Here is a 22,799-nt window from a genome sequence, read left to right on the forward strand (position 1 = left end):
CTTGTCCCCACGCCGTGCAGATCTTTTACCCCCTCACGGTCTGCATCCACCATGGCCTGGATGATCCTCGCTTGGCAATCCCCCTGTTTTCCAGGGTTCAGAAGATTTTTCTTCTCCCAGGCGATCTGTGCCTTTTTACAGTCCTTGAAATATTCAGGGCTTGCACTGAATATTGGGAAGGTGGCGTATTTCAACTGCAACACATCTTTGTCCGGGCAGAACTCCACGCAGCGGCCATACAGTGTGCAATCTTCAAAAGTGACATCCCGTTTCTCCATCTCGGTGTGGATTTCGGTGATATCCATCGGGCAGGCCTTGGCGCAGATACCACATTTTTCACAGCGTGGTGTGGCATTTTTACCAGCCGTAACAGCCCCAGTTTTCTGAATACGGCATGCAGTGCCAGCATCGGGCAGATGCGACAGAAGGGTTGGCGTACAGTGAGTGCCAGAGCCACCATCAGGCCAAACAGAAAATCGGCAATCAGTGAGATGACCAGGGTGGTGGTATTGGAGGTATCCACATAAAGCTGGGTGGTGTCTCCGGCAGCCAGGGTACTCAAAATACGGCTCGGACAGATTTTGCAGAAGGGATCGCTCAAGTCGTGGTTGACCCAGCCGAGTCCGGTGAGCAGAGGAAAACCAAATACCAGAATCACCAATATCAGCCATTTCACCGGACGGACTCGTTCGACCAGCCCTGGCTTCAGGGACTCCTTTCTCTGCAATCCGAGCTTTTGCCCCAGCATGTGCAAAAACTCCTGGAAGGTGCCCAGTGGGCATCTCCAGCCGCAAAATGCCTTGTTGAGGAAGACGAAAAACAGCAGAAAGGTTCCCAGGGTAATCAGGGTGGGCATAATGCCTGCCATGAGGTCGCCGCCACTGGCGATGACAGTGCCCAAACGGTGATCCATCTGGTGCTGAAACGGGAGCAGCGCACAGATATCTGTCCCATCCGTGCCATAGGCGCAACTCAGGGCCGGCAGGGCGTGGCTGAATTTGTCGCTAAGGTAGTAGTAGCCTCCGAAGAGACCGCCATAGACAAAGAAGAGAGAGGCGAAGAGCTGGACCAGCTTGCGAATAACGGAGAGATTCTTCAAAGGGTTCATGCGGATGCTCCCTTGCCACTTTTGGTGTGCCCCAGGAAACCGCCTGCCAGCATGCCAAAGGCAGTGACAGCAATACCGAGGCTCAAAGCCTGCCAGTGCTGCTGGTTGACCCGGTATTCAGCGCTGAGCATGGTCTGGTAGGTGATGCCATCACTCTTATATTCGGCACTCAGGCTGAATTCGGCTGTGCGCCGGTCCCGCTCACCTGCGATTACATTGGGGAAGTCATCCGGGATATGCAGACGGACCATCCCCTTCTCATCGGAAACGCCTTCTAGTCCGACTGCCGTTGGCTGTTTCCATAACGACCGGCAGATGTGGAATTGGCTTCTCTTTGAATCGAAGGATAAAAGCCCACTCTTGGTCAGAAGCGTAGTGACTGTGCTCTCGCGGTATGGGATTTGGCACTATCTCAAATTCAGTCTTCTGAGTCGCGGTAAGTTTTGTTGAACTTTGGCCGCTTGGTTTTCCGCGCATATACGCATAACGGATCACCGCCTCTTTCAGATATCCCCAATCCTTCACTGCTACAACGGCATGGTAGTTGTCCACACCGGTGGATGGGATGGTGATGCTACCCTGTTTGCTCTCTATTGGCTGGGTGGAGAGATCAGGCTTCCAGAGCTTGATGACAGCCCCTTCGCCATTGGCCAGCATGAACTGTTTTGGGCCTCTGCGGTTTTGATGCTGCTGGTGTTGTGTTGGAGCTCCGGCCCGGGACTGCGCTTGTGGTGCGTCTGCCGCTGTTTTGGCAGATACACCGGTACCCGAGAGGGTGCCAAGCAGCAGGACCGAAGCCATGACCAGTGGTTGTTGTTTGTGTCGATTGGTCATGACTTCTCTCCGTCAGAATTTATAGGTGTATGAGAGCATGGCCGTGCGCGGAGCACCGGCTGAGTAGCTGGCGTCAGCTCCTACACCTTTCACTTCAATGGCAAAACGTTTGTCAAAAACATTGTCAATGTTGAGTGTGAGGCTGTGAGGTCCTTTCTCATAACCGAGCATCAGGCTGGTCAGGAAATCGTAACCACCATAGATCTGGTCATTGGAGTTGTCGGTGTAATATTCACCCCAGGAGTTCGCTTGCAGTCTCGCCTTGTAGCCGGCTGGGTGGTTGAATTCGAGGCTCAGATTGAACTGATGCTTGGGTACATAAGGGATCTGGTTACCCGTCCGGTCAAACGGAGTCAGCACGCCAAACACCCGGATGTATTCGATGAAGTCTTCAAATTTGTAATCGCTGTATGCGTAGCCGGTGCCCAACCAGAAATAGTTGTTGAGTCGCATGCGACCGCTGAGCTCAAGCCCTTTTTTAAGGGTTTCACCGGCATTTTGAAATTCGGTGGAAAAGGGTGAGGCCAGTACCGAGACAATCTCATCCTGTACTGTCGTCTGGTAGAGCGAGAGGTCCATCGACCAATCTTTGGCTCGCCCTTTTAATCCGATCTCCATATTTCGTGCTTTGGCCGCATCCAGGCTTGGGTTACTTTGAAGTTCTGACTCGGATGGCACCTGGCCGGACTCTGCAATCATGCCGTAGACATTGAACACGTCGTTCACCGCATAGCTGATCCCCAGCTTGGGTGAGAACATGTTGAATGTGGTGTCGGTATTGGTGATGACCGGCACGCCATTGTCGACGTAAGTTCCTGTGCCCCAGTTGTAGCTGGAGTATTCGGTGTTCTGGATGTCAAAGTTGTTGCGATCATAGCGGAAGCCGACGTCGATCGTGGTGCGGTCGTTGGGTCGCAGGGTCTCCTGGAAGAAGATACCGTACAAGGTATTGGTGGCGTCCTCGATCTCCATCAGGTCACCAATGGCATCGGATGTGGTTTGGGGAAGGCCGTTTTGAATATCAAGATACTTGTACTTCTTGGAGCCTTCGGTGTCATCAATACGCGCAGTTACCCCGCCCACCAAGGTGCTGTCACCCCAGAGCTTATGGTTGTAGGCAAACTCCAGATCGGTACCGAATACACTGGTCCCGGGGTTGTCATTGATGGCGCCCGTTACCGGGTAGAAATGGTCCCAGGTATTGAAATAGACACGGGGCTTGAAGGTGAAGTCCCCAAACTCCTGCTCATAGCGGGAGTTGAAGAATCAGATGGCGGAGTAGCGGCCGCTGTTCTGCCATTTACTGCTGGTGTTGCGCTGTTCGCCGGTGCTTTTATACCGCGCAAATTCGGCTTCATTCATTTTTGCCGGGAGCTGCAAATCTGCCTGTGTGTAGCTCAGCTCAGTCTCCAGCGTGCCGCCGTTGTTCAGCATCAGGCCATGCTTGAAACTGACCTGCTGGGTATCGAATTTATTCCAGTCACGCCAGCCGTTATCTGCTTCACGGTGCGAAGCTGTCAGTGAAACGGCGTTGTCGTCGTTGAGGTCGCCACCAAGGCGGAAGTGAAGGTTTTTTTGCCCCTCTTCTCCAATTCCCACTTTGATCCGATGCTCATCATTGTCGAAAACTGATTTTGAGATAATCTGGATGGTGCCGCCTGCCGAGCCGCTGCCATAGAGAGAGCCTGGCCCCTTGGTGATCTCGATGCGCTCGATATCCTGGGTGTCGATGAAATCAAACCGGGAGAAGCTGTCCGGGTCGGTCATGGGTATGCCATCTCTGATAATCATAATCTCACGGACGCCGTAGTTGGCCTTCTGGCCAGCGCCGCGGATGATCAGGCGGGTGGAGTAGCTACTGCTTTTGGAATCAATCAGAACGCCGGGGATGCCTCTCATGGCATCCTTGATATTGAACATTTTTTCACTGTCGATGCGCTCTTCACCGATGACGACGATGGCGGCAGGCACCTCTTTTGTCGCACGCTCAATACGCGATGCTGTGACACTGATGGTATCTATATTGCTCTCTTCTGTGTCAGTCGCCCCGGCCTTCTCCTCGGCATAAACGGTGCTGCTGCCAAGGCCAAGAAGAAATACCCCTGTTGACACTGTGAGTCCTGAAAGCTGTTTTCCGATATTTTTTTTCATAGAGATACGGCCTTGTTGTCGGGTTGATAAATGAGTGACACTTCTGCCCTTTGTCGGGAAATTCAGTAGATCAGAAAATGCAGATATGGGACTTGTCGGCGTCAAGATGATACACAGTCCATCCTGTATAACAATTCTGATTAGTTAATAAATACCAACTAAAACAATATGTTATGCAATATCACACAGGAGCTGTGGGATATAGCTCAATTTATTCGGTATTTTCTCTTCACTCGCCATTACTGCGGAGCATCTAGTAAGACGGTCTAAGGAAATAAAGGAGTGGATCGGGTGGTCGAAATAACACCCGTATAGACCTGGTTGATTTGACCGGACATGATGGCATCTGGTATATATTCACGGCTTTTTTCAGCTTGGTGGCCGCTTGCTATTGCCGTCACGGAGTGCAGTTATTTCCGGATGTTGGGGTGATTGGGTTCAAAGTCCTATCCGGGTATGTTTACCGACAAGGTTAATTCAGTCGACATCAGCAGGTTTGACCATGAATAAATGGCTAGTTTCAGTTTCTATCGTTTTGGCTATGACTGCCGGTGCCGTACAGGCGGCTGGCGATGCAGCAGCGGGTAAGACCAAATCAGTTGTCTGTCTGGCTTGTCACGGTCCCGATGGTAACAGTCCCAACCCAACTTGGCCGAAACTGGCCGGGCAGCATCCCAGCTATATCAAGAAGCAGTTGGGTGATTTCAAGGCGGGTGCCCGCAAGGATAATCTGATGAGCCCAATGGCCCTGCCGTTGAGCGCTCAGGATGTCGAGGATCTGGCAGCTTATTTTTCTAGTCAGAAACGGGCTCCGGGTACCGCTGCAGCCGACAAGGTGGCAATGGGTGAGAAGATGTACCGCGCAGGTAATGCGGCTACCGGTGTTGCAGCCTGCATGGCTTGTCACGGCCCTACCGGTATCGGTAATCCCGGCGCACTCTTCCCGCGTATCAGTGGTCAGCATGCGACCTACCTGGAGAAGGCGTTGAAGGATTTTCGTTCCGGAACCCGCACCAACGATACCGGCAATATGATGCAAGGTGTAGTTGCGCGGATGACAGACACAGAGATCGCTGCAGTGGCCCAGTACGTACAGGGTCTGCGCTGATCTGACAGCTTTGGTGTGAAAGTCATTGTGGCAAAGGGTGGCCTGTGGGTCACCCTTTGTTCGTTATGGGGACTGTTCGACCTCATGGCGGACGATTGAACGGCGAACTTTGAACCCTTGCTGGCTTGACGGGTCGGATAGATTGCGGATGCTACTGTACTGAATTCGCTGATAAGACATAAAATTTCACGAATCTGTGGTTTCATATAGGCTAGGTAATAATATGAAGAAAAACATTTTTTCACTCTCTATGCTCCTTTTTTCCGTATTGGTAGTGGCATCCGCGCACTCGGCGGACCCCCACTTTGAGGAGGATTTGCACTACTTTTCGATCTTTCCTGAGCAGCCAGGCGCAGAGGGCGATCGTGTGCAGGTAGTGGAGTTTTTCTGGTACGCCTGCCCCCATTGCTACACTCTGGAGCCCCATCTGAATAAATGGCTGGAGAAGAAGCCGGAAAATATTGAGTTTATGCGGATTCCCGCCATGTTCAATCGTGCCAGTGTGATTATGCACGCCGAGACCTACTATGCGCTCAAGCTCATGGGAATTGCAGAGAAACTGCATGAGACCATCTTTTCTGCCATACATGATGATAAGAACCGGCTGAATACACAGTCTGAAATGGAGGAGTTTCTTGAGGAGAATGGGGTGGATATCGAAGCCTACCGCAAGGCGATGAAATCGTTCGCGGTTCAGGTGCAGGCGAAGAGAGCGGCGGTGCTTGCGGAACGTTTTGATGTGGGTGGGGTTCCTGCCATCGTTGTCGATGGAAAATTTCGTACGAGCGGCCTAGAAGGGAATACACTGATGCAGGTGACAGACTATCTGATTGATATGGTAGTCAGTGAAAAATCGGCAAAATAGTTAGGAGCTCGACGGGCTTCGAGACTTTCTGGCATGGGAAACGGGGAAACAATAGCGTGAGCGGAGACCTGCAGCATCGCCTGAAACTCTTGAGTTATAACATTCAGGCGGGCACCTACACTCGTCACTATCGGCAGTATGTGACCCAGAGCTGGAAGCAGCTGTTACCTCACCGTGAGCGCCTGCTCAATCTCAACCGGATTGCCACCCTGGTTCAGGAGTACGACGTGGTTGGACTGCAGGAGGTTGACTCCGGCAGTCTGCGGAGCGGTTTTGTGGACCAGACGGAGTATCTTGCACACCGTGCCAACTTCCCGCACTGGCATGAGCAGGTCAATCGCAGCCTGGGTAAACTGGCTCAGCACAGTAATGGCCTGCTCAGCCGGCCTCGTCCGACACGTATCACAGAACACAAGCTGCCGGGGCTTCCCGGGCGTGGGGTTATTCTCTGTAACTTTGGCGGTGAAGAGGGGTTGACCCTCTGTATTATGCACTTGGCACTTGGCACTTGGCCGCCGCGCCCGCCTCAGGCAGGTGGGGTTTGTCAGTGACCTGATCTACGATTTTCGTCACGTCGTGGTGATGGGGGACATGAATTGCGGTTGTGAATCTACCGAGTTGCGGTTGCTGACCGAGAGCGCCAATCTCCAAGAGCCGGTGTGTGATAAAAGCACCTTTCCCAGCTGGCGCCCGATGCGCAAGATTGACCATATATTGGTGTCTGAGTCGCTGAGGGTAGAGAATGCTCGCGTGGTGGATTACCTGCTTTCCGATCACCTACCTATCGGTATGGATATCATTCTCCCCAGTGGACTGAAACTGGCGGCATAGAATTCCGGATGGACTCGTCATTCCGGGCATAGCACAGATCCCGGAACTCCATGAAGAGGCCAAGGATTTTAAATTACATTCACCGATTGCAATAACAACCGATCTCCAGGCGTGCCACCGATTCAACGGCAGGCTTTCTCAGAGCTCTTTTCCTTCTCCTGCCACTATGATCGTCGGCTCCTGCACATAGAAGTAATTCCACTTCCCATCCGCCGTTTTCAAATGCTCCAACAGTTCTGGGAGCGGAACAGTCTCGCTGGGAAATATGCCTGGGATTAGCAAAAATGAGCGGCTGAGCTCTGCTTGCTGGTGCCATTTAATGCCGGAGTCTCTTTTTTGCAGGTGGCACAACTTAGCATAGCCATGCCGGATATCTGTTTTCCAGTACGAGCGATGCCTCCCAGTGGCCGACGCCTTTGCCGCAGCTTGGGCGGCGGGAGTGAGCAGGTATTACTGCCGTAGATTAGTCCGGGCTGATCAAGCGGCCCAATAAAGCGAATGTGGCAGTAGTCCAGATCATCCCCGTCTTTGGGTTTGGTGCGAATGAAGGTGAAGCAGCCGGGGAAGGTGATCGCCAACCAGATAGTTTCTTTCGTTTCCTGGAATTGTTTTACCAATTAAGACCATTTCTTCCAAATCTGGCGGGTGAAGGGCAAGATTTCCAGCCTGTAATTGCAAAATTCAGTGATAATACAGTGCTCTCTGTATGCCCGCCACACTGCGGATTTAATGCGGGCTTGTTCAAGGGATATGATTTCGAAGCACATTATTATGTGATAACATAACATTTTTCCCTTCCGGTCGAGCCATGATAAAACCATCGGTTACCTTTTTGTCACTATTATATCTCTCCTTTAATGCCTTTGCGGTGATGGCGGGAGAGAGTCGCCAGCTCACGGTCTTTGTCAGTGTGCTTCCGCAGAAATATATTGTTGAACAGATTGGCGGTGAGCATGTTCGGGTGCAGGTGATGGTTGGTCCCGGCCAGAGCCCGGCCACTTTTGAGCCCAGACCCCGGCAAATGGCACTGCTGGCCCGAGCGGATCTCTATTATCGGATTGGCGTTCCTTTTGAGGAGGCCTGGCTGGATCGCATCCTCGCTGCCAATCGTAAGATGTCGTTACTGGATGCCAGGGAGGGGGTTCTGCTGAGGGAGATGGAGCCGGCCGGCAGGTATCACCACGACTATGATCACACGCATCACCAGGGCGAACATAAGGACCCCCACATTTGGCTGAACCCTGCCATGGTCAGACTAATGGCGGCAAAACTAAAGGATCGGCTGATAGCACTGGATCCGGTGCATAGCGAAACTTACTTGGCTAACCAGGCCCGCCTGGATCGACTACTCATCCGTCTGGAGTCGGATGTGCGCGAACGGCTCGCCAGCCTAAAAAACCGCAAGTTTATGGTTTTTCACCCCTCTTGGGGTTATTTTGCCGATGCCTTCAAGTTGCGGCAGATACCCATTGAGAGCGAAGGCAAGGAGCCGGGTGCCATGACCCTTGGTCGGCTGATTGATCAGGCTAAAAATGAGGGTATCCAAGTGATCTTTGTCCAGCAGCAGTTCAGTCAGAGACAAGCCAAAGCGCTTGCCCAGGCCATTGACGGGCGGGTGGTCGCAATCGATTCGCTGGCGGAGGATTATCCGGCGAATCTGCGCCGGGTGGCGGATGCCATCGCAGGAGCGAATAGGCGTGGGTGAATCAGCGGTTATCAGCCTCAGGGATATTGTCTTCTCCTATGGTGGCCCCAAGGTGCTGGATGGCGTCAGCCTGGATGTGGAAGAGGCCGAATTCCTGGGTGTGGTCGGCCCCAATGCGGGTGGCAAGAGTACCCTGCTGAAGCTGATTCTCGATTTTTTGCAACCGCTTGAGGGTGAAGTCAGGGTGTTGGGTGGCAAACCCAGGGATACCCGTCATCAGATCGGCTATGTCCCTCAGTATCCGGTTTTTAACCGGGACTTTCCCATCAGTGTTGAGCAGACGGTTTTGATGGGGCGCCTTGGCCGATCATCCCTCTTTGGCGGTTACAGACGCAGTGACCGTGATATTGCCAGAAGGGCAATGACAGAGACTGAGATAGTCGATCTTGCCGGGCGGCAGCTCTGCACCCTCTCTGGTGGACAGTTGCAGCGGGTTCTTGTGGCCCGTGCCCTTGCCTGTGAGCCAAAGATTCTTATTTTGGATGAGCCCACGGCAAATATCGATATGCGGGTAGAGACGGATATTTTCGATCTGTTGAAACAGCTCAACGAGCGCATGACCATCATTGTGGTCTCCCATGATATCGGTTTTATCTCCGGCTACGTCGACCGAGTGGCCTGCCTTAACCGGACACTGATATGTCATCGCACCGCAGTGATAGATGGAGAGATGATCAATGAGCTGTATGGTTCCGATGTTCATATGGTGGAACATGCGCATATCTGAGAATATTCTGTGAATACGTTCATTGATGCACTGCTGCAATACTCCTTTCTTCAGCACGCGCTGATTGGCGGCCTGCTGGCCAGTATTGGCTGCGGCATTATTGGCAGTTATGTGGTGGTGAAACGCATCGGTTTCCTGGCCGGTGGTATCTCTCACAGTGTCCTTGGTGGCATAGGGGTGGCTTTTTTCTATGGTCTGAGCCCTCTGGGTGGTGCCCTGGTTGCTGCCGTAATGGCGGCATTGCTGATTGGCTGGGTCAGTATGAAGTGGAAAGAGCAGGAGGATACCCTGATCGGCGCACTCTGGGCTGTAGGTATGGCCATAGGCGTGATTTTTATCTCCCGGACCCCGGGCTATAACGTTAATCTCATGAGCTATCTGTTCGGCAATATTCTTATGGTGCCGGTAGATGATGCCTGGCTGATGGCGGGGATGGACTTGCTGATTCTGGGCACCGTCTCTCTTTTTTACCGGCAGTTTATTGCAGTCTCTTTTGATGAAGAGTTTGCCCGCTTGCGTGGTGTTCCTGTTACCTTCTTCTACCTTTTGCTGCTCTGCATGGTGGCGGTGACCGTGGTTCTGCTGATCCAGGTGGTTGGGCTGATTTTGGTGATTGCTCTGCTGACTCTGCCGGCAGCGATCGCTGCGCAGTATGTCCATAGTCTGGGCAAAATGATGGTTCTGGCGACACTACTGGGTATGCTTTTTACTGTTGCAGGCCTGGCTATCGCCTATGAGCCTGATCTGCCCGCTGGTGCGACGATTATCCTGGTGGCTGGCTTGAGTTATCTGATTTCTGTGTTTGTGTCTGCGGCCTGGAAGCGGCATCAGGCACGGCAGATGTTGCGTGTGTAACAGCATGATGAAGCGTGCTCCGGACAATATTGGCTGTAAATTGAGCTGTGCCGATGCTCTGGCGGTGGCGGAGCGGATCTGCCAGGAGCGCGGTGCACGGTTGACCTCCCAGCGACGCCAAGTGCTGGAGATCATTTTCAGCCATGAAAAACCTATGGGAGCATATGACGTTTTGGACCGTTTGAAACAGAACCTTCCCCAAGCCAAGCCGCCTACCGTCTATCGTGCGCTTGATTTTCTGCTTGCCCAGGGTCTGCTCCACCGGCTGGAATCATTGAATGCTTTTGTCGGCTGTATCCACCCCGACCATCTCCATGCTAGCCAGTTTTTGATTTGCCGGGAGTGTGGCTTGGTCGAAGAACTGGAGAGTAAGAGCGTTGATCGCACCTTGGACAAAGCATTAAAAGATTCCGGTTTTGAGGCGGATGCTCAAGTGATTGAGGTGACCGGCCGCTGTGCCCGCTGTACCGGTCAATGCCCATTATGAAAAAACTGATTCTCATGCTGGTCAAGGGATACAGTTACCTGATCAGCCCCCTCCTCGGCAATAATTGCCGCTACTATCCGACGTGTTCGGCTTATACCCAGGAGGCGATAGAGCGCCATGGTGTCCTGCGTGGGCTTTGGCTGGGCATCAAGCGGATATCCCGCTGCCACCCTTTCCACGAGGGTGGGGTTGATCCGGTGCCCGAGCCAAAGCATCGAGATAAGCACTGAGGTAAATGCTTAAGAGCGTCCACCCGGAAACGGCACTGGTTTTCCCTCAAAGGCACCAGCAATACGATTTCATACGCGTTTAATAATAATCAGCTAGAATTTTGCGATCTTGGTGCCTTGGAGAGAGTTGTCGTTTTTGGTCGGAGACAAAATTTGTAAATGATATCGGCATAACATCTGCTGGGACTTCTCAACGCGTACTAAGCTGCTTTTCCTGGCTATAATCATTCCATGATTGTATTTCTGCAAAATACGATGGCTCTGGACTCTGCTCCCTGGCTTCTCTTTGGCCCGCTGGCGGCAGGGCTGATAAAAGCGTGGCTCCCCATGGACTTGGTTGCCCGCTCCCTAGGGGGGGTAAGTCACGCGGTGCGAGTGGCTTGATAGGTGCCTCTCTGTTTCTGCAGCACGCTTCCTGCCGCTTTTTCCCTCAGGCGTGCCGGTGCTTCAAAGGCATCGACAACATCGTTTCTTATATCAACCCCCGAGACAGGGGTTGATTTAGTGGCCCTTTCCTGGGTTCTGCTCGGTCCGTTTCTTGCGCTGCTGAGAGACCCATTGCTGCAGGCCTGCTGATAGGTTTGACTGATAAAGACAAGAGTGCGCCGACAGAGATACAGGAGACGTTTATCAGTTGTGATTCTGGTAGCTGTTGTTCTGGTGAAAGTGTCGATAAATCAGCGTCTACAGTAAAACCGGGCTTCTGGGAACGAAATATAAAGGATCCGTTACGCAATGACGGATCTGCTGGATAATCTGGCATTTTGGCTGGCGGTGGGGATTCTTGCCGCCGGCCTGATCGTAATACTGGTCCCCCCAGGACATATTGGTAACCCGGGGCAGCTGCTTGCCCACAATGTTTTTGATGATGATATCCGTGTCGATGCACGTCTGTGCCACAGCCAGTATGCCCCTGGCGCATGCCACAGTAAAGGTGGACGTCCACCTTACGATGCGGTACTGATGTTCAAGGTGTTGGTCCTACAGCATTTGTTCAATCTGTCCGGTGATCAAACAGAGTTCCAAATACAGGATCGCTATAGCTTTTGTCGTTTTCTTGGGCTGAGCCCGGAGGCTAAGGTACCCGATGCTAAAACAGTTTGGGTATATCGTAAGCGCCTGAGAGAACGGGGCCTTGTTGATAAACTCTTTTCAGAATTGTTGATCCAGATTGATGCAGCAGGCTTCAGTGCTCGCAAGGGACAGATTGTAGATGCCGCTATCGCTCCAGTACCCAGGCAACGCAATATGCGAGAGGAAAATAGGCAAATCAAAGATGGGGGCAGCCCTGAGGCATGGGGTGATAACAAACGCCACCAGAAGAATGTTGAAGCCCTCTAGACCATGAAGCATGGCAAAAACCACTATAGGTACAAAAGCCACACCCTGGCAATTCAGGCTGCATCGAAAAAGTGGACAATGCCGATCCGGCATTGAAAACCAGCACTGAATAGGTTTATCATCGAGTCCGGAGAACGCTGAGCGGAATATATTTAACCCTGGCAGTTACACAGAAAACTTTACAGGCTCTGAAATGAAAAAGCAGATCATCTCCTCTCCACGCTTTCTTACCTTCTCCCTGATGGCAATCATGGTGCTGGGGCAACTCTACCTGCTCTCTCACCAGATAAAACATACCCTTGAGTCAGATGATCATGCATGCTCGATATGCGAACTTGCTGACCATCAATTAGATAGTCTTATCGTTTTATTGCCTGTTGTCCCGACGATAGCTTTAAGCGACAGACCTCAGGCGACAGATAACTACTCATACAGCGACAGATACCACGCTCACTACCTGTCGCGTGCCCCCCCTGCATCTATCTGCATCTAAACACCTGCCCTGCTAAATAACTGATACGGAGCCCCCACTGTGGTTAATTCAACCAGGGGGTCTTCGGTGTGCTGTTTGGAGAAAGTTAATGAATAGAAAAAACACTGCCACCCATGTGGCATTGATGCTGTTGTTGGCTGTTTTTACCACTACGCCTGCCTATGCCAACGATCCTGAACACCGGAAGCATGATTCGCATGAACACGGAGTGGCACAGTTGAATATTGCCTGGGAAGGCAACACTCTGCATCTGGAATTGGAGAGCCCGGCAATGAATATTATCGGCTTTGAGCACATGCCCGGAAACAGTGAACAGCGTGCCGCTGTCGAGCATGCAGTTGCTGAACTTGAAAAAGGGAGTGCGTTGTTTACCTTTTCGGCTGATGCAAGTTGCCGATTAGTAGAGGCGAGGGTCGAGAGTGCCCTCATGGATAAAGGGCACCAGGAGCATGAAGCGGGTGATGCGGATAGCCATGCTGACTTTGATGTCAGCTATCGGTTTATCTGTGGTCAGCCTGATCTGTTGGACAGATTAGCGGTAGGGCTATTCCGGCTTTTCCCCGGGGACTGAAGAGCTGGAAGTGCAGTTGATCTCGGATAGAGGTCAAAAACACGCTCATATGACACCATCCAATCCCGATCTCGAATTCTAGCAAGGCACTTCACAGAGGCGCCTATTCAGTTCTGTCAGGCATCTCGGTTGGAGTGAATTCAGACCAATGAATCATGCAGAAGCCATTATAGATCTCCAAGATCTTGAATTTTCCTGGCAAAGAGGCGGGCCGTTTGTTCTCGATATTGAATCCTTTCGGGTGAAACAGGGTGAGAGATTCTTCATCAAGGGTGCCAGCGGCAGTGGCAAGAGTACTCTGCTCAATCTTCTGGGCGGCGTGATGAGGCCACAACGTGGCGAAATCAACGTGCTGGGAAAAACCATTAACACACTGAGCGGTTCACAGCGCGATATCTTCCGGGCCGACCACATCGGCTTTATTTTTCAGATGTTTAATCTAATCCCCTACCTATCGGTCATGGAGAATGTGATCCTGCCATTACATTTTTCAAAGCGTCGTTACCATCGGATCGCGGAATGCGGGGCGCCTCGGCAGGAGGCGCCGCGTCTGCTTGCCCATCTGGATCTGGATGAGCATGGCTGCAGCACAGAACAGTTGCCGAACTCAGTGTCGGCCAGCAACAGAGGGTGGCTGCTGCCCGCGCTTTGATCGGGTCTCCGGAGATCGTGATTGCCGACGAGCCCACCTCGTCATTGGATTCTGATCGCCGGGAGGCATTTATCCGGCTGTTGATTAATGAGTGTGAGGCGGCGGGCAGCACACTCCTGTTTGTCAGTCATGACTCCAATCTAGAGGGCTCTTTTGATCGCACTGTTGCACTTGACCAGATTAATGCAACGACTCCCTCCAGTAGCATCAAGACGATCGGAGAGTAGCGATATGTTTATTATCAAACTGGCATTCAAAAGTATACTTAATCGCAAATTTACCGTTGTGCTGACTGTTATCTCCATCGCACTCAGTGTGGCGCTGCTATTGGGGATCGAACGACTGCGTACTGAGACTCGTGCAAGTTTTACCAATACTATTTCAGGGACTGATTTGGTGGTAGGTGCTCGCAGCGGTTCCATTCAGCTATTGCTCTATTCGGTCTTCCGTATTGGTAATGCGACCAATAACACATCCTGGGAGAGCTATCAGGATATCTCCGGTCATCCAAAAGTGGCATGGAGCATTCCTATCTCACTGGGCGACTCACATCGTGGTTTTCGCGTCATGGGAACCACGCCCGATTATTTCAAACACTACCGCTATGCCCGTGCCCATAAGCTGAATTTCACTGTTGGTGAGCCCTTTGCCAACGTCTATGATGCGGTATTGGGGGCTGATGTTGCTGAAAAACTTGGCTATGTCATTGGCGAACAGATTATTGTTGCCCACGGTGCCGGAAAAGTGAATCTCTTTAAGCACGACAACAAACCGTTCAACGTGGTGGGCATTCTCGCCAGAACCGGTACTCCTCTCGACCGTACGGTTCATGTCTCTCTGTCGGGCATTGAGGCGATTCATATTGACTGGAAGGGGGGCAACCGCCCCATGCCGGGGATGCAGATTGGTGCCAGACAGGCCGAACAGCTCGACCTTACACCCAAGAGCATCACAGCAATGCTGGTTGGACTGAACTCAAAGCTCAGCACCTTTAAGCTGCAACGATATATTAATGAGTATCAACAGGAGTCACTGTTGGCGATTCTGCCCGGTGTTGCTTTGCAAGAGTTGTGGGAGATGATCGGCGTGGCGGAGAAGGCGCTACTCGCTATCTCTCTGTTGGTGGTCGTCGTTGGGTTTATCAGCATGATGACGGTCATTATCACAAGCCTGAATGAACGTCGGCGGGAGATGGCGATTTTGCGTTCGGTGGGTGCGCGGCCGGCGCACATCTTTGTGCTCATCATGGAAGAGTCTTTCACCCTCACTCTGATGGGCACACTACTTGGCTTGGTGTTGCTCTACCTACTGCTGTTTATTGCACAACCGATTATTGAGAGTCGCTTCGGAATCTTTATCGATATCGGTTGGCCAGCCAGCTATGAGCTTTATATGCTCGGTGCTGTGCTGCTTTCAGGGCTGCTCGTTAGTCTTATTCCCGGTTATCGTGCCTATCGCTATTCATTGGCCGATGGCATGACGATTCGCGTATAGGGGAGAGTTGATGTTATTTAGAACGTTCTATTTTTTCAGTTTGCTGGTGAGTCTCCTGCTTCTCTCCGGCTGCGACCAGGAATCACCCTCTGAAAAAGGTCGGGTTATGCAACCCGATAGTGCAATGCTGAATCAAGCGAAAAATACCGAGGTGAGCAGAGTGTCTGAAGAGGTGAAAAATCCCATAGCATCTTCCTCTGAAGTGATGGAAATCGATTGGGATGCACTGATTCCGGATAGCTATCGTCCGGACACAGATCTGCTTGAGCAATATAACAATGGCGAAATTGAAGAGACGGACCCGCGTATCATTGCACTCGATAAACAGATGCAAGAGCTGTTTGATCTGGCCCCGTTAATAGTGAGCTTGCTGGCCGGATGGTGAAACTGCCCGGCTTCGTCATACCGATTGAGCATGAGGGGGATAAGATCTCGGAATTTTTACTGGTTCCCTATCATGGAGCCTGTATTCATGTGCCCGCGCCACCCGCAAACCAGATCGTATATGTGCGTGTTCCGGGCGGTACCACTGCGGCAAACAGGGTCTATGACACGGTATGGGTAACCGGCAGATTAACGATAGAGCAGATAGATAACGATGTTGCAAAGTCAGGTTATGTCATGAATGCAGCAGAGGTCGAGCCGCTTGAGTAGTCTCATGTTATCCGTGAGCAGCACAGTTGTTAGCTATCATCTAAGGAGCCCCTGATTAGTTCTGGATCGGATGGATGACGAGTTGAAATCTTCTAGATCAAGGCGTAAATTGCCGGTAATGGCTGGCTATTGCCAAAATTTTCAACGCAGAGTCTGGATATTTCGGCCGTCAGATACCGATTTATGAATTGATCAGAGTCTCTCTAAGCTTTACTGCTTATGTAATTGTGTCGTGCCATAAAGCAGGGAAACATACCCTTCAGTTGCTTCAATAGATCGCTGTCGTGAAAAAACATGAAAGCTTCCATACGTCCGAAGCGATAGTCACCCTCAACCGGTCGGCATGCTTGGAGCGTATAGCGATTAACGCCGGCATCGACTAACTGCTCTGCTAGATCAATCAGAATTCTCCTGTTAAGAAGATCTGGGTCGGCAGTGGTACGTACTTCGTAATCGATACCACTCTTCAGCAACAATGCTAGGCTTTCCCTCGCCTTGGTGCCGCTTCCGGGGATCCCTGTTAGATGTGGATAGAGCTCGAACACTGTCTTGATATCAAGGCCGACCCAGTCCAGGTGGGGCAGGAGTTTCTCCAGTCTCTCAGGATGGGTCCCTGCGGTATGAAGGGCAACTTTAAACCCCATTGATTTGATGCTTTCTATGGCGTCCATGAGTCCCGATTGAAAGAGTGGCTCACCGCCGCTGAATGCCACACCATCAAGAAGTCCTCGTCTGGGCTAGAGAAATGCCTGTAACATCCGCCATTGGTCGCTTCTTTTATTGACTGGCAGCAGGTGCTGGTTGTGGCAATAGGGGCTAGCGCCATGCGCATACCCCTGACAAAATACCACTGCTGCCTGATGGCCGGGAAAATCGATGGTGGTAAGCGGTGTCAGGCCACCGATGCTGAGTCGCATAAGGCTGTTTGCTCAATTAGGGTGGCCGGGTGCTCGGCAAAGTGGCGGCGCTCTGAATGTTCACTCTGTTTGCCGGGATTGAACGAAGTGACCGGGCGGTGGTAACCCATGACCCGGGTCCAGACTTCGCAGCGTTGGCGCTCATCTTCACGCAGAGAGAGTGTAATGTTATCGTTGTTTGACATGCTATTTTTCCTCTTTAAGGTTTTGGGTGGTGATCAGACTGCGTTCTGGCGACTGCGCTTTGCAGCCAGCCGTTCTTCGTCGCAGTAGTGACAGAATTGGTGCTCGCCGTTCAGATAGCCGTGCTGCGGACAGATTGAGAATGTCGGCGTTATGGTGATGTAGGGGAGATGAAAACGTTCCAGCACCAGCCGAACCAGTGTGCTGCATGCTCGTGAGTCGGAGATCCGTTCGTTCATGTAGAGATGCAGTACGGTTCCCCCCGTGTATTGTGCCTGTAGTTCGTCCTGTAGTAACAGGGCCTCGAAGGGATCGTTGGTCAAACCGACTGGTAGCTGTGAGGAGTTGGTGTAGTAGGGGGCATCCGCACTGCCGGCCTGCAGGATATCGGTAAAACGCTTGCGATCCTCTTTGGCGAAGCGGTAGGTGGTTCCTTCCGCCGGGGTGGCCTCCAGGTTATACATGTGGCCGGTCTCATCCTGAAAGGTGACTAACCGTTCTCTGACGCGCCGAAGCAGGCGCAGTGCAAACTCCCGTCCCCATTCATCACTGATGTCATGCACCCCATCGCTGAAATTGCGGATCATTTCGTTAAGTCCATTAACGCCAATGGTAGAAAAATGGTTTCGTAGGATACCCAGATAGCGTTTGGTGTAGGGAAACAGCCCTCCATCCATGTAACGCTGGATCACCTTGCGTTTGATCTCCAGGCTGTTTCTACCCAGTTCCATCAGCCTGTCAAGATGCTGAATCAAGGCCGTTTCATCACCCTTGTAAAGATAACCAAGGCGGGCCAGTTGATGGTGACGACACCGATAGAGCCTGCCTGTTCAGCTGAGCCGAACAGACCATTGCCCCGTTTCAGCAGTTCCCTCAAGTCCAGTTGTAGGCGGCAGCACATGGAACGAACCTGCCTAGGCTCCATGTCGGAGTTGATGAAGTTCTGGAAATAGGGGAGCCCGTACTTGGCGGTTATCTCGAACAACCGTTCAGCATTCTCACTCTCCCAGGGGAAGTCTCTGGTGATGTTGTAGGTGGGGATCTGAAAGGTGAATACCCGCCCCTTGGCATCGCCTACCGTCATTACCTCGATATAGGTACGGTTGAGCATATCCATCTCTGCCTGTAGTTCACCGCAGGTGAAGGGCATCTCTTTACCACCGATGATTGGCACCTGCCGATACAGATCCTCGGGGCAGATCCAGTCAAAAGTAAGGTTGGTAAAGGGGGTCTGGGAGCCCCAGCGTGAGGGTACGTTGAGGCTATAGATGAATTCCTGGATTCCCTGGCGCACCGTATCGTAATTCAGTCTCTCATTCTGCAGGGCACCAAGGAAATTGACCATTTGCCCCAGGGCACTGGAAAATCGTTTGGGTGGAGCTGCCTAGACCTTGCCCGGCACGCCATTGAGGCCCTCTGTCAACAAAATGCGTAGCGACCAACCGGCGCAGTAACCGGCTAGCATATCGAGATCGTGGATATGGAGATCTCCTTCGCGGTGGGCCCAGCCCCACCTCTGTGGGGTAGACATGGTTCAGCCAATAGTTAGCGGTGACTTTGCCAGCGGTGTTGAGGATGAGCCCGCCCAACGAATAGCCCTGGTTGGCATTGACCCGCCAGTCGAGACGCTCCAGATATTCGTTCATAGAGGACTCGACATCGACCAGCGAGCTGCTGTCACGACGCAGCTTTCCGTGTTGCTCGCGATAGACTGATGTAGCACGTGCAGTACGGTGGTGGTTGGAGGTGATCAGAACCTGCTCGACTACATCCTGAATCTGTTCTATCTCCGGTGTACTGACCGCATAGCGGTGGCGCAGCACTTTTAGCACCTGGGCGGCCAGTAGCTGCGCTTCCTCTTCGGTAAATTCGTCACTGGCGAGACCGGCATGCTTGATCGCCGAGACAATCTTTTCGGCGTCGAAGTGGGCCTGAAGGCCATCCCGTTTAATGACCGAGAGTGGTAATTTCGCTGCCGGTAGCAGTTGATGTTTCTGTAAGCATGGTTCCTCCATTCACTTTTCTCTACTAATCAAGAGTCGGGAGATCGCGTAAAGAGAGGGGAGAATAAGAGAGATATTCGATTTACTAGGCGGTATTATTCTCCACCCTTCAGCTTTGACGCGAGGCCCGGGTAGTAGAATCCATAACAAGACTCCAGCTCTGACAGGTATTCGGACTTAGGGGGATGAATCGATGGGTGATATATCTAAAGCCACGGCTTCTTCCAGTTGATCATTTTCATTTTTCTGTCCGCTAATGAGTCAGGTAATTAATCTACATCCAGAAAAGGCAGCTGGGTGTGATTGAGGGCTTGCACTGTTTCTTTGCAAGAATTAAAGAGCGCCATTTCCGGGCAGTATAGGCCAAGAGCAGATAGGATGGCTGAGGGTGTTTATATCCTTGAAATTGATAATTCTCAATGAGAATATCGTTCCTGTAGGTAATAAATACAGACCTGTATCCAGCCACTTTTGTTGGTTGGGCTTTGGCATTAAGATAACCAGAGGGACGTGTTATGGATGAAAGTGCAGCAGGTGGGCGGACTCTTGGATTGGCGCTGCTATTTATGGTGGCTGGTATTCTGCTTTGGATTTTTATAACCGGCTAGACAAAACTAAAGTGGGGCAGAGCCCCGCTTTTAATGTTGTTGGAATGGTTTATCCCGTTTCCGGGCTTCTCTTACTGGGCAGTGGCGTCGATTTCGACCTCTTTCCCGTTGCGAAAGCCCAGTTTGTAGCCCAGGGATCATGGTGGAAATGGGCGTTACTGTAGTCATAGATGGCGAAACCAAGGTTGTAAATTTTATCTTTGGCCATGCTCAGGTCGCCAAGTTTTTCTGACTGCAGCTTGCGTTTCATTACCAGACTCCAGGTGCCATCAGTCAGTTCGGCGTTAAGCTCAGCGTCCTGCCAGCCGCTCATGGTTCGCTGTTCCAGGATGTGGTTATCTTCGATCTCACCCTCTGGACCAATGGGCTTTCTACCCGCGCCCTTCGGATTTGGGTAATAGAGTGCTTGACCTCGCCAAGCTCCCTCCAGGGGATGATTTGCTCCATCTCGTCCAGAAAATGCTCTCCTTGCGGGTCTTTTTTCGGTATTTTTCAAAACCCCTGACTTCCAAGCTTTGCTGTATCATCGTTTTCCTGGAAATGGTGGCCTATAGATCAGTGGTATACGATTTCTTTAATTAATCAGGAGATGCCCTAAAAGGTTTAAGGAAGCAGATCCTCAATCACCGCGCGTTCTTCACGGAGCTCTTTTTCAGACGTCTTTAGCCGTGACTGGCTAAGCTCATCCAGCTCCAGCCTCTGAACAATTTCATACTCACCGTTTTTGCACGTAACAGGGAAGGAGAAAACAATCCCCTCTTCTATGCTGTAGCTTCCATCGGATGGAACTGACATGCTGACCCAGTTACCCTCCGCAGTCCCCTGCACCCAGTCGTGTACGTGATCGACTACCGCATCTGCAGCCGATGCAGCGGAAGAGAGTCCTCGTGCCTGAATGATCTCCGCACCTCTGCGCTGAATTCTGGGAATAAGATGGTCAATTGCCCAATCCCTGCTGACGAGATCCAATGCAGGCGTCCCATTGACCAAGCAGTTGCTGATATCTGGGTATTGGGTCATTGAGTGGTTGCCCCAGATGATCATCCGGTTGATATCAGCCACCAGCGAATTGCATTTATTAGCCAGTTGGCCCAGTGCGCGATTGTGATCCAGGCGCGTCATTGCAGTAAACTGGCTTGGCTTGAGATCGGGTGCATTGGATGCTGCAATCAATGCATTGGTATTCGCGGGGTTGCCAACTACCAGCACCCGTACATCCTTCGAGGAAAAATCGTTTATCGCCCGACCCTGTGCCGAGAATATCTTGGCGTTTTTGGTTATCAGATCATTTCGCTCCATACCTTTGCTGCGCGGTTTGGAACCAATAAGCAGTGCATAGTCGGTCTCGCGAAAACCGATAGCCGGATCATCGGTAAGCACAACATCATGCAGCAATGGGAGAGCGCAATCCTCCAATTCCATGCCGACACCATTTAGGGATGACATGGCTTGGGGAATTTCCAGTAGTCGGAGAATGACAGGCTGATCCGGACCGAACATCTCTCCAGAGGCAACCCGAAATGCTAAAGCATAGCCTATGTGTCCTGCGGCGCCGGTGATAGTAACTTTTACGGGGGATTTCATCTTTAAGCCTGATCCTGTTATAAGGTAATTGAATACTTGGACAAGTATAGATGTTTAGGGACTTTTAGACAGGATAACTTTCAGTTTTCTACTGCTTCATATCACCTTCAAGGAATACCCGACAGCTAAAATGGGGAATCGGAGTGATCTCAGGCTTGAATATGGCTGCTGGACACGGATTTTGCTATTCACGGGGCAAAACGAGCCGCGGAGCCTCTACTCAGATTCATAATTAAACGTGATCTCTTCGCCCGCTTTTATCCCGATCCGTGCGTACAGATCAAAACTATCAAACTCTGCATTACCGAATTTTTCATGATTTAAATAGCGTAATAGATTCCGTCCACTACGCCCGACAGCCTTATCTTCTTCTCCCTGATCATAAACCCAGAGAACATAAATGCCATTTCGCTTGGCATCCGGCCCATGATAGGTACCGATATACTTACCTTTTTTGATATGACACTTGGCAAACAGACCTGTGCCATGAATAGTTGAAGGTCCGGAATAGAGGGTATCTTTAAGTTCACTATTTTTAGTTTTTCTTGGGAATGCCATTAAAAATTACCTCTTTTTCGTTATGGGTAAACCCTGAAATGCCAGATGAGAATCGGCGCCATCCACTTCACCCCAACCGATCTGATGACGTTGAATCTGTGTATTCTCTGAAGCCTGAAGCAGTCCCGGCATTGTTTTGAAGTCCCACTGCATGCCCTTCCACATCACAATCAGGTTTTCAAAAACAGGAAGAAGCTCCGTTCCTTCCCGCTCTGCACTCAAACTGAATACTTCGCCGTGAGGTAGTATCCGCTGACATTCCGCAAACAGAAATTCGTGTATTTTTTCATCGGGAACATCCTCTTTTTTCAACAATTCATCCAGAGTCGGTAAGGTTGTTGGTATCTGAAGACAACTGGAGTAGATTCCCTGCAATTCAGGTAGAAAAATAGTGCGTCCGCGAACATCCGTGGAAAACTCAAATCCAAGTTCCTGTTCAAGTTTGATCAAGTGTGAGTTAACCTGCCAACCCTTGGCTCCATAGTAGCGAGGCAGTTGTTCAAATATTGCCTCAAAAGAGTCTACCGCCTTATAGACTTCATCCTTTATCCAGGCTTCATCACGGAAGGCAACCTCTTCTTTCCAGTTGAATGGGGAAAAAGCAGTAATACCCACTTCATGACCGGCCTCTGCCACAGCACGAAGATTGCCCCGGGCTTTCTCACCAATAATCTGTGCCGGCAGATGCTGAATCAGGCCAGAAGGTATAATATCGTTTAGACGGTGGTTCGAGTGATCAGCACCAAGAGAAAAGAGAAAACAACCTTTGATCTTATACTGCTGATCCAGCAAATCAAGCAGTGCAGGCAGACCACGCAAAGCACTCGCCAATGTGCTTAC

General features: G+C 51.3%; 28 protein-coding genes and 4 pseudogenes. 17 read left to right on the forward strand and 15 right to left on the reverse strand.

Annotation, left to right across the window (positions count from 1 at the left end; all coding sequences use genetic code 11):
- Positions 1-272: 272 nt before the first annotated feature.
- The 6 genes and pseudogenes from MN084_RS19290 to MN084_RS05335 form a co-directional block, all read right to left on the reverse strand.
- Positions 273-782 (reverse strand): annotated as a pseudogene (locus MN084_RS19290) (hypothetical protein); the annotation flags it as partial.
- A 2-nt stretch (positions 783-784) separates the two neighbouring features.
- Positions 785-1,108, reverse strand: a pseudogene (locus tag MN084_RS19295) (4Fe-4S binding protein); the annotation flags it as partial.
- Complete coding sequence (locus MN084_RS05320; RefSeq protein ID WP_241086907.1) at positions 1,105-1,359, reverse strand: hypothetical protein; 255 nt, start codon at positions 1,357-1,359, stop codon at positions 1,105-1,107. The pseudogene MN084_RS19295 and the gene MN084_RS05320, both read right to left, overlap by 4 nt.
- Before the next feature lie 7 nt (positions 1,360-1,366).
- Positions 1,367-1,942 (reverse strand): hypothetical protein, encoded by a 576-nt coding sequence (locus tag MN084_RS05325; RefSeq protein ID WP_241086906.1) that lies wholly within the window; start codon positions 1,940-1,942, stop codon positions 1,367-1,369.
- A 12-nt stretch (positions 1,943-1,954) separates the two neighbouring features.
- Positions 1,955-3,139: pseudogene (locus MN084_RS05330) on the reverse strand (TonB-dependent receptor); the annotation flags it as partial.
- A gap of 69 nt (positions 3,140-3,208) precedes the next feature.
- On the reverse strand, positions 3,209-4,093 hold the full coding sequence (locus tag MN084_RS05335) for a TonB-dependent receptor (RefSeq protein WP_241086905.1): 885 nt from the start codon (positions 4,091-4,093) through the stop codon (positions 3,209-3,211).
- A gap of 502 nt (positions 4,094-4,595) precedes the next feature.
- Between MN084_RS05335 and MN084_RS05340 the strand changes: the two genes are divergently transcribed.
- The 4 genes from MN084_RS05340 (at position 4,596) to MN084_RS05355 (ending at position 6,897) form a co-directional block, all read left to right on the forward strand.
- On the forward strand, positions 4,596-5,201 hold the full coding sequence (locus MN084_RS05340; RefSeq protein ID WP_241086904.1) for a c-type cytochrome: 606 nt from the start codon (positions 4,596-4,598) through the stop codon (positions 5,199-5,201).
- 223 nt (positions 5,202-5,424) lie between these two features.
- The gene (locus tag MN084_RS05345; RefSeq protein ID WP_330178407.1) at positions 5,425-6,066 is read left to right on the forward strand and encodes a thiol:disulfide interchange protein DsbA/DsbL; all 642 of its coding nucleotides are present in this window, start codon (positions 5,425-5,427) and stop codon (positions 6,064-6,066) included.
- Between the two features lie 56 nt (positions 6,067-6,122).
- A complete protein-coding gene (locus MN084_RS05350) occupies positions 6,123-6,617 on the forward strand; it encodes an endonuclease/exonuclease/phosphatase family protein (protein WP_241086902.1) in 495 nt (164 codons plus the stop codon).
- Positions 6,601-6,897 (forward strand): endonuclease/exonuclease/phosphatase family protein, encoded by a 297-nt coding sequence (locus tag MN084_RS05355; RefSeq protein WP_241086901.1) that lies wholly within the window; start codon positions 6,601-6,603, stop codon positions 6,895-6,897. Before MN084_RS05350 ends, MN084_RS05355 begins: the two co-directional genes overlap by 17 nt.
- A gap of 275 nt (positions 6,898-7,172) precedes the next feature.
- On the opposite strand, the gene MN084_RS05360 is transcribed toward MN084_RS05355, so the two are convergent.
- The gene (locus tag MN084_RS05360) at positions 7,173-7,514 is read right to left on the reverse strand and encodes a hypothetical protein (protein ID WP_241086900.1); all 342 of its coding nucleotides are present in this window, start codon (positions 7,512-7,514) and stop codon (positions 7,173-7,175) included.
- A 215-nt stretch (positions 7,515-7,729) separates the two neighbouring features.
- On the opposite strand from MN084_RS05360, the gene MN084_RS05365 reads away from it, so the two are divergent.
- From MN084_RS05365 to MN084_RS05425, 13 genes are all read left to right on the forward strand, one after another.
- Positions 7,730-8,602, forward strand: a complete 873-nt coding sequence (locus tag MN084_RS05365) for a metal ABC transporter solute-binding protein, Zn/Mn family (RefSeq protein WP_241086899.1) — start codon at positions 7,730-7,732, stop codon at positions 8,600-8,602.
- Entirely contained in the window at positions 8,595-9,329 is a 735-nt protein-coding gene (locus MN084_RS05370) for a metal ABC transporter ATP-binding protein (protein WP_241086898.1), read from the forward strand. Before MN084_RS05365 ends, MN084_RS05370 begins: the two co-directional genes overlap by 8 nt.
- A 9-nt stretch (positions 9,330-9,338) precedes the next feature.
- The gene (locus tag MN084_RS05375) at positions 9,339-10,184 is read left to right on the forward strand and encodes a metal ABC transporter permease (protein WP_241086897.1); all 846 of its coding nucleotides are present in this window, start codon (positions 9,339-9,341) and stop codon (positions 10,182-10,184) included.
- Positions 10,177-10,671: a transcriptional repressor gene (locus MN084_RS05380; protein ID WP_330178408.1), complete on the forward strand. Its 495-nt coding sequence runs from the start codon at positions 10,177-10,179 to the stop codon at positions 10,669-10,671. The genes MN084_RS05375 and MN084_RS05380 overlap by 8 nt, the downstream gene beginning before the upstream one ends.
- Complete coding sequence (gene yidD / locus MN084_RS05385; protein WP_241086896.1) at positions 10,668-10,901, forward strand: membrane protein insertion efficiency factor YidD; 234 nt, start codon at positions 10,668-10,670, stop codon at positions 10,899-10,901. The genes MN084_RS05380 and yidD overlap by 4 nt, the downstream gene beginning before the upstream one ends.
- Positions 10,902-11,636: 735 nt before the next feature.
- On the forward strand, positions 11,637-12,242 hold the full coding sequence (locus tag MN084_RS05390; protein WP_241086895.1) for a transposase: 606 nt from the start codon (positions 11,637-11,639) through the stop codon (positions 12,240-12,242).
- A 193-nt stretch (positions 12,243-12,435) separates the two neighbouring features.
- Positions 12,436-12,735, forward strand: coding sequence for a hypothetical protein (locus MN084_RS05395; protein ID WP_241086894.1), 300 nt, complete (start codon positions 12,436-12,438; stop codon positions 12,733-12,735).
- An 88-nt stretch (positions 12,736-12,823) separates the two neighbouring features.
- Positions 12,824-13,306 carry a DUF2796 domain-containing protein gene (locus tag MN084_RS05400; RefSeq protein WP_241086893.1) on the forward strand — a complete coding sequence of 161 codons (483 nt, stop codon included), beginning with the start codon at positions 12,824-12,826 and terminating at the stop codon, positions 13,304-13,306.
- Positions 13,307-13,454: 148 nt separating this feature from the next.
- A complete protein-coding gene (locus MN084_RS05405) occupies positions 13,455-13,958 on the forward strand; it encodes an ATP-binding cassette domain-containing protein (RefSeq protein ID WP_320416448.1) in 504 nt (167 codons plus the stop codon).
- On the forward strand, positions 13,937-14,185 hold the full coding sequence (locus MN084_RS05410) for a hypothetical protein (RefSeq protein WP_320416447.1): 249 nt from the start codon (positions 13,937-13,939) through the stop codon (positions 14,183-14,185). Before MN084_RS05405 ends, MN084_RS05410 begins: the two co-directional genes overlap by 22 nt.
- Positions 14,186-14,189: 4 nt before the next feature.
- Entirely contained in the window at positions 14,190-15,452 is a 1,263-nt protein-coding gene (locus MN084_RS05415; protein WP_241086892.1) for an ABC transporter permease, read from the forward strand.
- Positions 15,453-15,558: 106 nt separating this feature from the next.
- Positions 15,559-15,837 carry a hypothetical protein gene (locus MN084_RS05420; RefSeq protein ID WP_241086891.1) on the forward strand — a complete coding sequence of 93 codons (279 nt, stop codon included), beginning with the start codon at positions 15,559-15,561 and terminating at the stop codon, positions 15,835-15,837.
- Positions 15,831-16,106 carry a DUF3299 domain-containing protein gene (locus tag MN084_RS05425; RefSeq protein WP_241086890.1) on the forward strand — a complete coding sequence of 92 codons (276 nt, stop codon included), beginning with the start codon at positions 15,831-15,833 and terminating at the stop codon, positions 16,104-16,106. Before MN084_RS05420 ends, MN084_RS05425 begins: the two co-directional genes overlap by 7 nt.
- A 203-nt stretch (positions 16,107-16,309) precedes the next feature.
- Here the strand turns inward: MN084_RS05425 and MN084_RS05430 are convergent, their stop codons facing one another.
- The 8 genes and pseudogenes from MN084_RS05430 to MN084_RS05470 form a co-directional block, all read right to left on the reverse strand.
- Complete coding sequence (locus MN084_RS05430; protein ID WP_241086889.1) at positions 16,310-16,819, reverse strand: radical SAM protein; 510 nt, start codon at positions 16,817-16,819, stop codon at positions 16,310-16,312.
- 179 nt (positions 16,820-16,998) lie between these two features.
- The gene (gene nrdD / locus MN084_RS19300) at positions 16,999-17,208 is read right to left on the reverse strand and encodes an anaerobic ribonucleoside-triphosphate reductase (RefSeq protein ID WP_445083891.1); all 210 of its coding nucleotides are present in this window, start codon (positions 17,206-17,208) and stop codon (positions 16,999-17,001) included.
- Between the two features lie 33 nt (positions 17,209-17,241).
- Positions 17,242-18,551, reverse strand: a pseudogene (locus MN084_RS19305) (ribonucleoside triphosphate reductase).
- Positions 18,520-19,221 (reverse strand): ATP cone domain-containing protein, encoded by a 702-nt coding sequence (locus tag MN084_RS19310; RefSeq protein ID WP_445083892.1) that lies wholly within the window; start codon positions 19,219-19,221, stop codon positions 18,520-18,522. Before MN084_RS19310 ends, MN084_RS19305 begins: the two are co-directional and overlap by 32 nt.
- A gap of 645 nt (positions 19,222-19,866) precedes the next feature.
- A complete protein-coding gene (locus MN084_RS05455; RefSeq protein WP_330178410.1) occupies positions 19,867-20,313 on the reverse strand; it encodes a hypothetical protein in 447 nt (148 codons plus the stop codon).
- 107 nt (positions 20,314-20,420) lie between these two features.
- Entirely contained in the window at positions 20,421-21,401 is a 981-nt protein-coding gene (locus tag MN084_RS05460; RefSeq protein WP_241086887.1) for a malate dehydrogenase, read from the reverse strand.
- Between the two features lie 216 nt (positions 21,402-21,617).
- Positions 21,618-21,959, reverse strand: a complete 342-nt coding sequence (locus tag MN084_RS05465; protein ID WP_241086886.1) for an SET domain-containing protein-lysine N-methyltransferase — start codon at positions 21,957-21,959, stop codon at positions 21,618-21,620.
- Positions 21,960-21,965: 6 nt separating this feature from the next.
- On the reverse strand, positions 21,966-22,790 hold the full coding sequence (locus MN084_RS05470) for a hypothetical protein (RefSeq protein WP_241086885.1): 825 nt from the start codon (positions 22,788-22,790) through the stop codon (positions 21,966-21,968).
- Between the last annotated feature and the right edge of the window lie 9 nt (positions 22,791-22,799).

Source organism: Candidatus Vondammii sp. HM_W22, assembly GCF_022530855.2.
Classification (GTDB): Bacteria; Pseudomonadota; Gammaproteobacteria; order Chromatiales; family Chromatiaceae; genus Vondammii.

Coding starts and splice junctions, on each gene's coding strand:
- MN084_RS05320 (WP_241086907.1), bottom strand. CDS start 1,359: ATGGTCCGTCTGCATATCCCGGATGACTTCCCCAATGTAATCGCAGGT.
- MN084_RS05325 (WP_241086906.1), bottom strand. CDS start 1,942: ATGACCAATCGACACAAACAACAACCACTGGTCATGGCTTCGGTCCTG.
- MN084_RS05335 (WP_241086905.1), bottom strand. CDS start 4,093: ATGAAAAAAAATATCGGAAAACAGCTTTCAGGACTCACAGTGTCAACA.
- MN084_RS05340 (WP_241086904.1), top strand. CDS start 4,596: ATGAATAAATGGCTAGTTTCAGTTTCTATCGTTTTGGCTATGACTGCC.
- MN084_RS05345 (WP_330178407.1), top strand. CDS start 5,425: ATGAAGAAAAACATTTTTTCACTCTCTATGCTCCTTTTTTCCGTATTG.
- yidD (WP_241086896.1), top strand. CDS start 10,668: ATGAAAAAACTGATTCTCATGCTGGTCAAGGGATACAGTTACCTGATC.
- MN084_RS05390 (WP_241086895.1), top strand. CDS start 11,637: ATGACGGATCTGCTGGATAATCTGGCATTTTGGCTGGCGGTGGGGATT.
- MN084_RS05395 (WP_241086894.1), top strand. CDS start 12,436: ATGAAAAAGCAGATCATCTCCTCTCCACGCTTTCTTACCTTCTCCCTG.
- MN084_RS05400 (WP_241086893.1), top strand. CDS start 12,824: ATGAATAGAAAAAACACTGCCACCCATGTGGCATTGATGCTGTTGTTG.
- MN084_RS05405 (WP_320416448.1), top strand. CDS start 13,455: ATGAATCATGCAGAAGCCATTATAGATCTCCAAGATCTTGAATTTTCC.
- MN084_RS05415 (WP_241086892.1), top strand. CDS start 14,190: ATGTTTATTATCAAACTGGCATTCAAAAGTATACTTAATCGCAAATTT.
- MN084_RS05420 (WP_241086891.1), top strand. CDS start 15,559: ATGCAACCCGATAGTGCAATGCTGAATCAAGCGAAAAATACCGAGGTG.
- MN084_RS05425 (WP_241086890.1), top strand. CDS start 15,831: ATGGTGAAACTGCCCGGCTTCGTCATACCGATTGAGCATGAGGGGGAT.
- nrdD (WP_445083891.1), bottom strand. CDS start 17,208: ATGTCAAACAACGATAACATTACACTCTCTCTGCGTGAAGATGAGCGC.
- MN084_RS19310 (WP_445083892.1), bottom strand. CDS start 19,221: ATGGAGGAACCATGCTTACAGAAACATCAACTGCTACCGGCAGCGAAA.
- MN084_RS05460 (WP_241086887.1), bottom strand. CDS start 21,401: ATGAAATCCCCCGTAAAAGTTACTATCACCGGCGCCGCAGGACACATA.
- MN084_RS05465 (WP_241086886.1), bottom strand. CDS start 21,959: ATGGCATTCCCAAGAAAAACTAAAAATAGTGAACTTAAAGATACCCTC.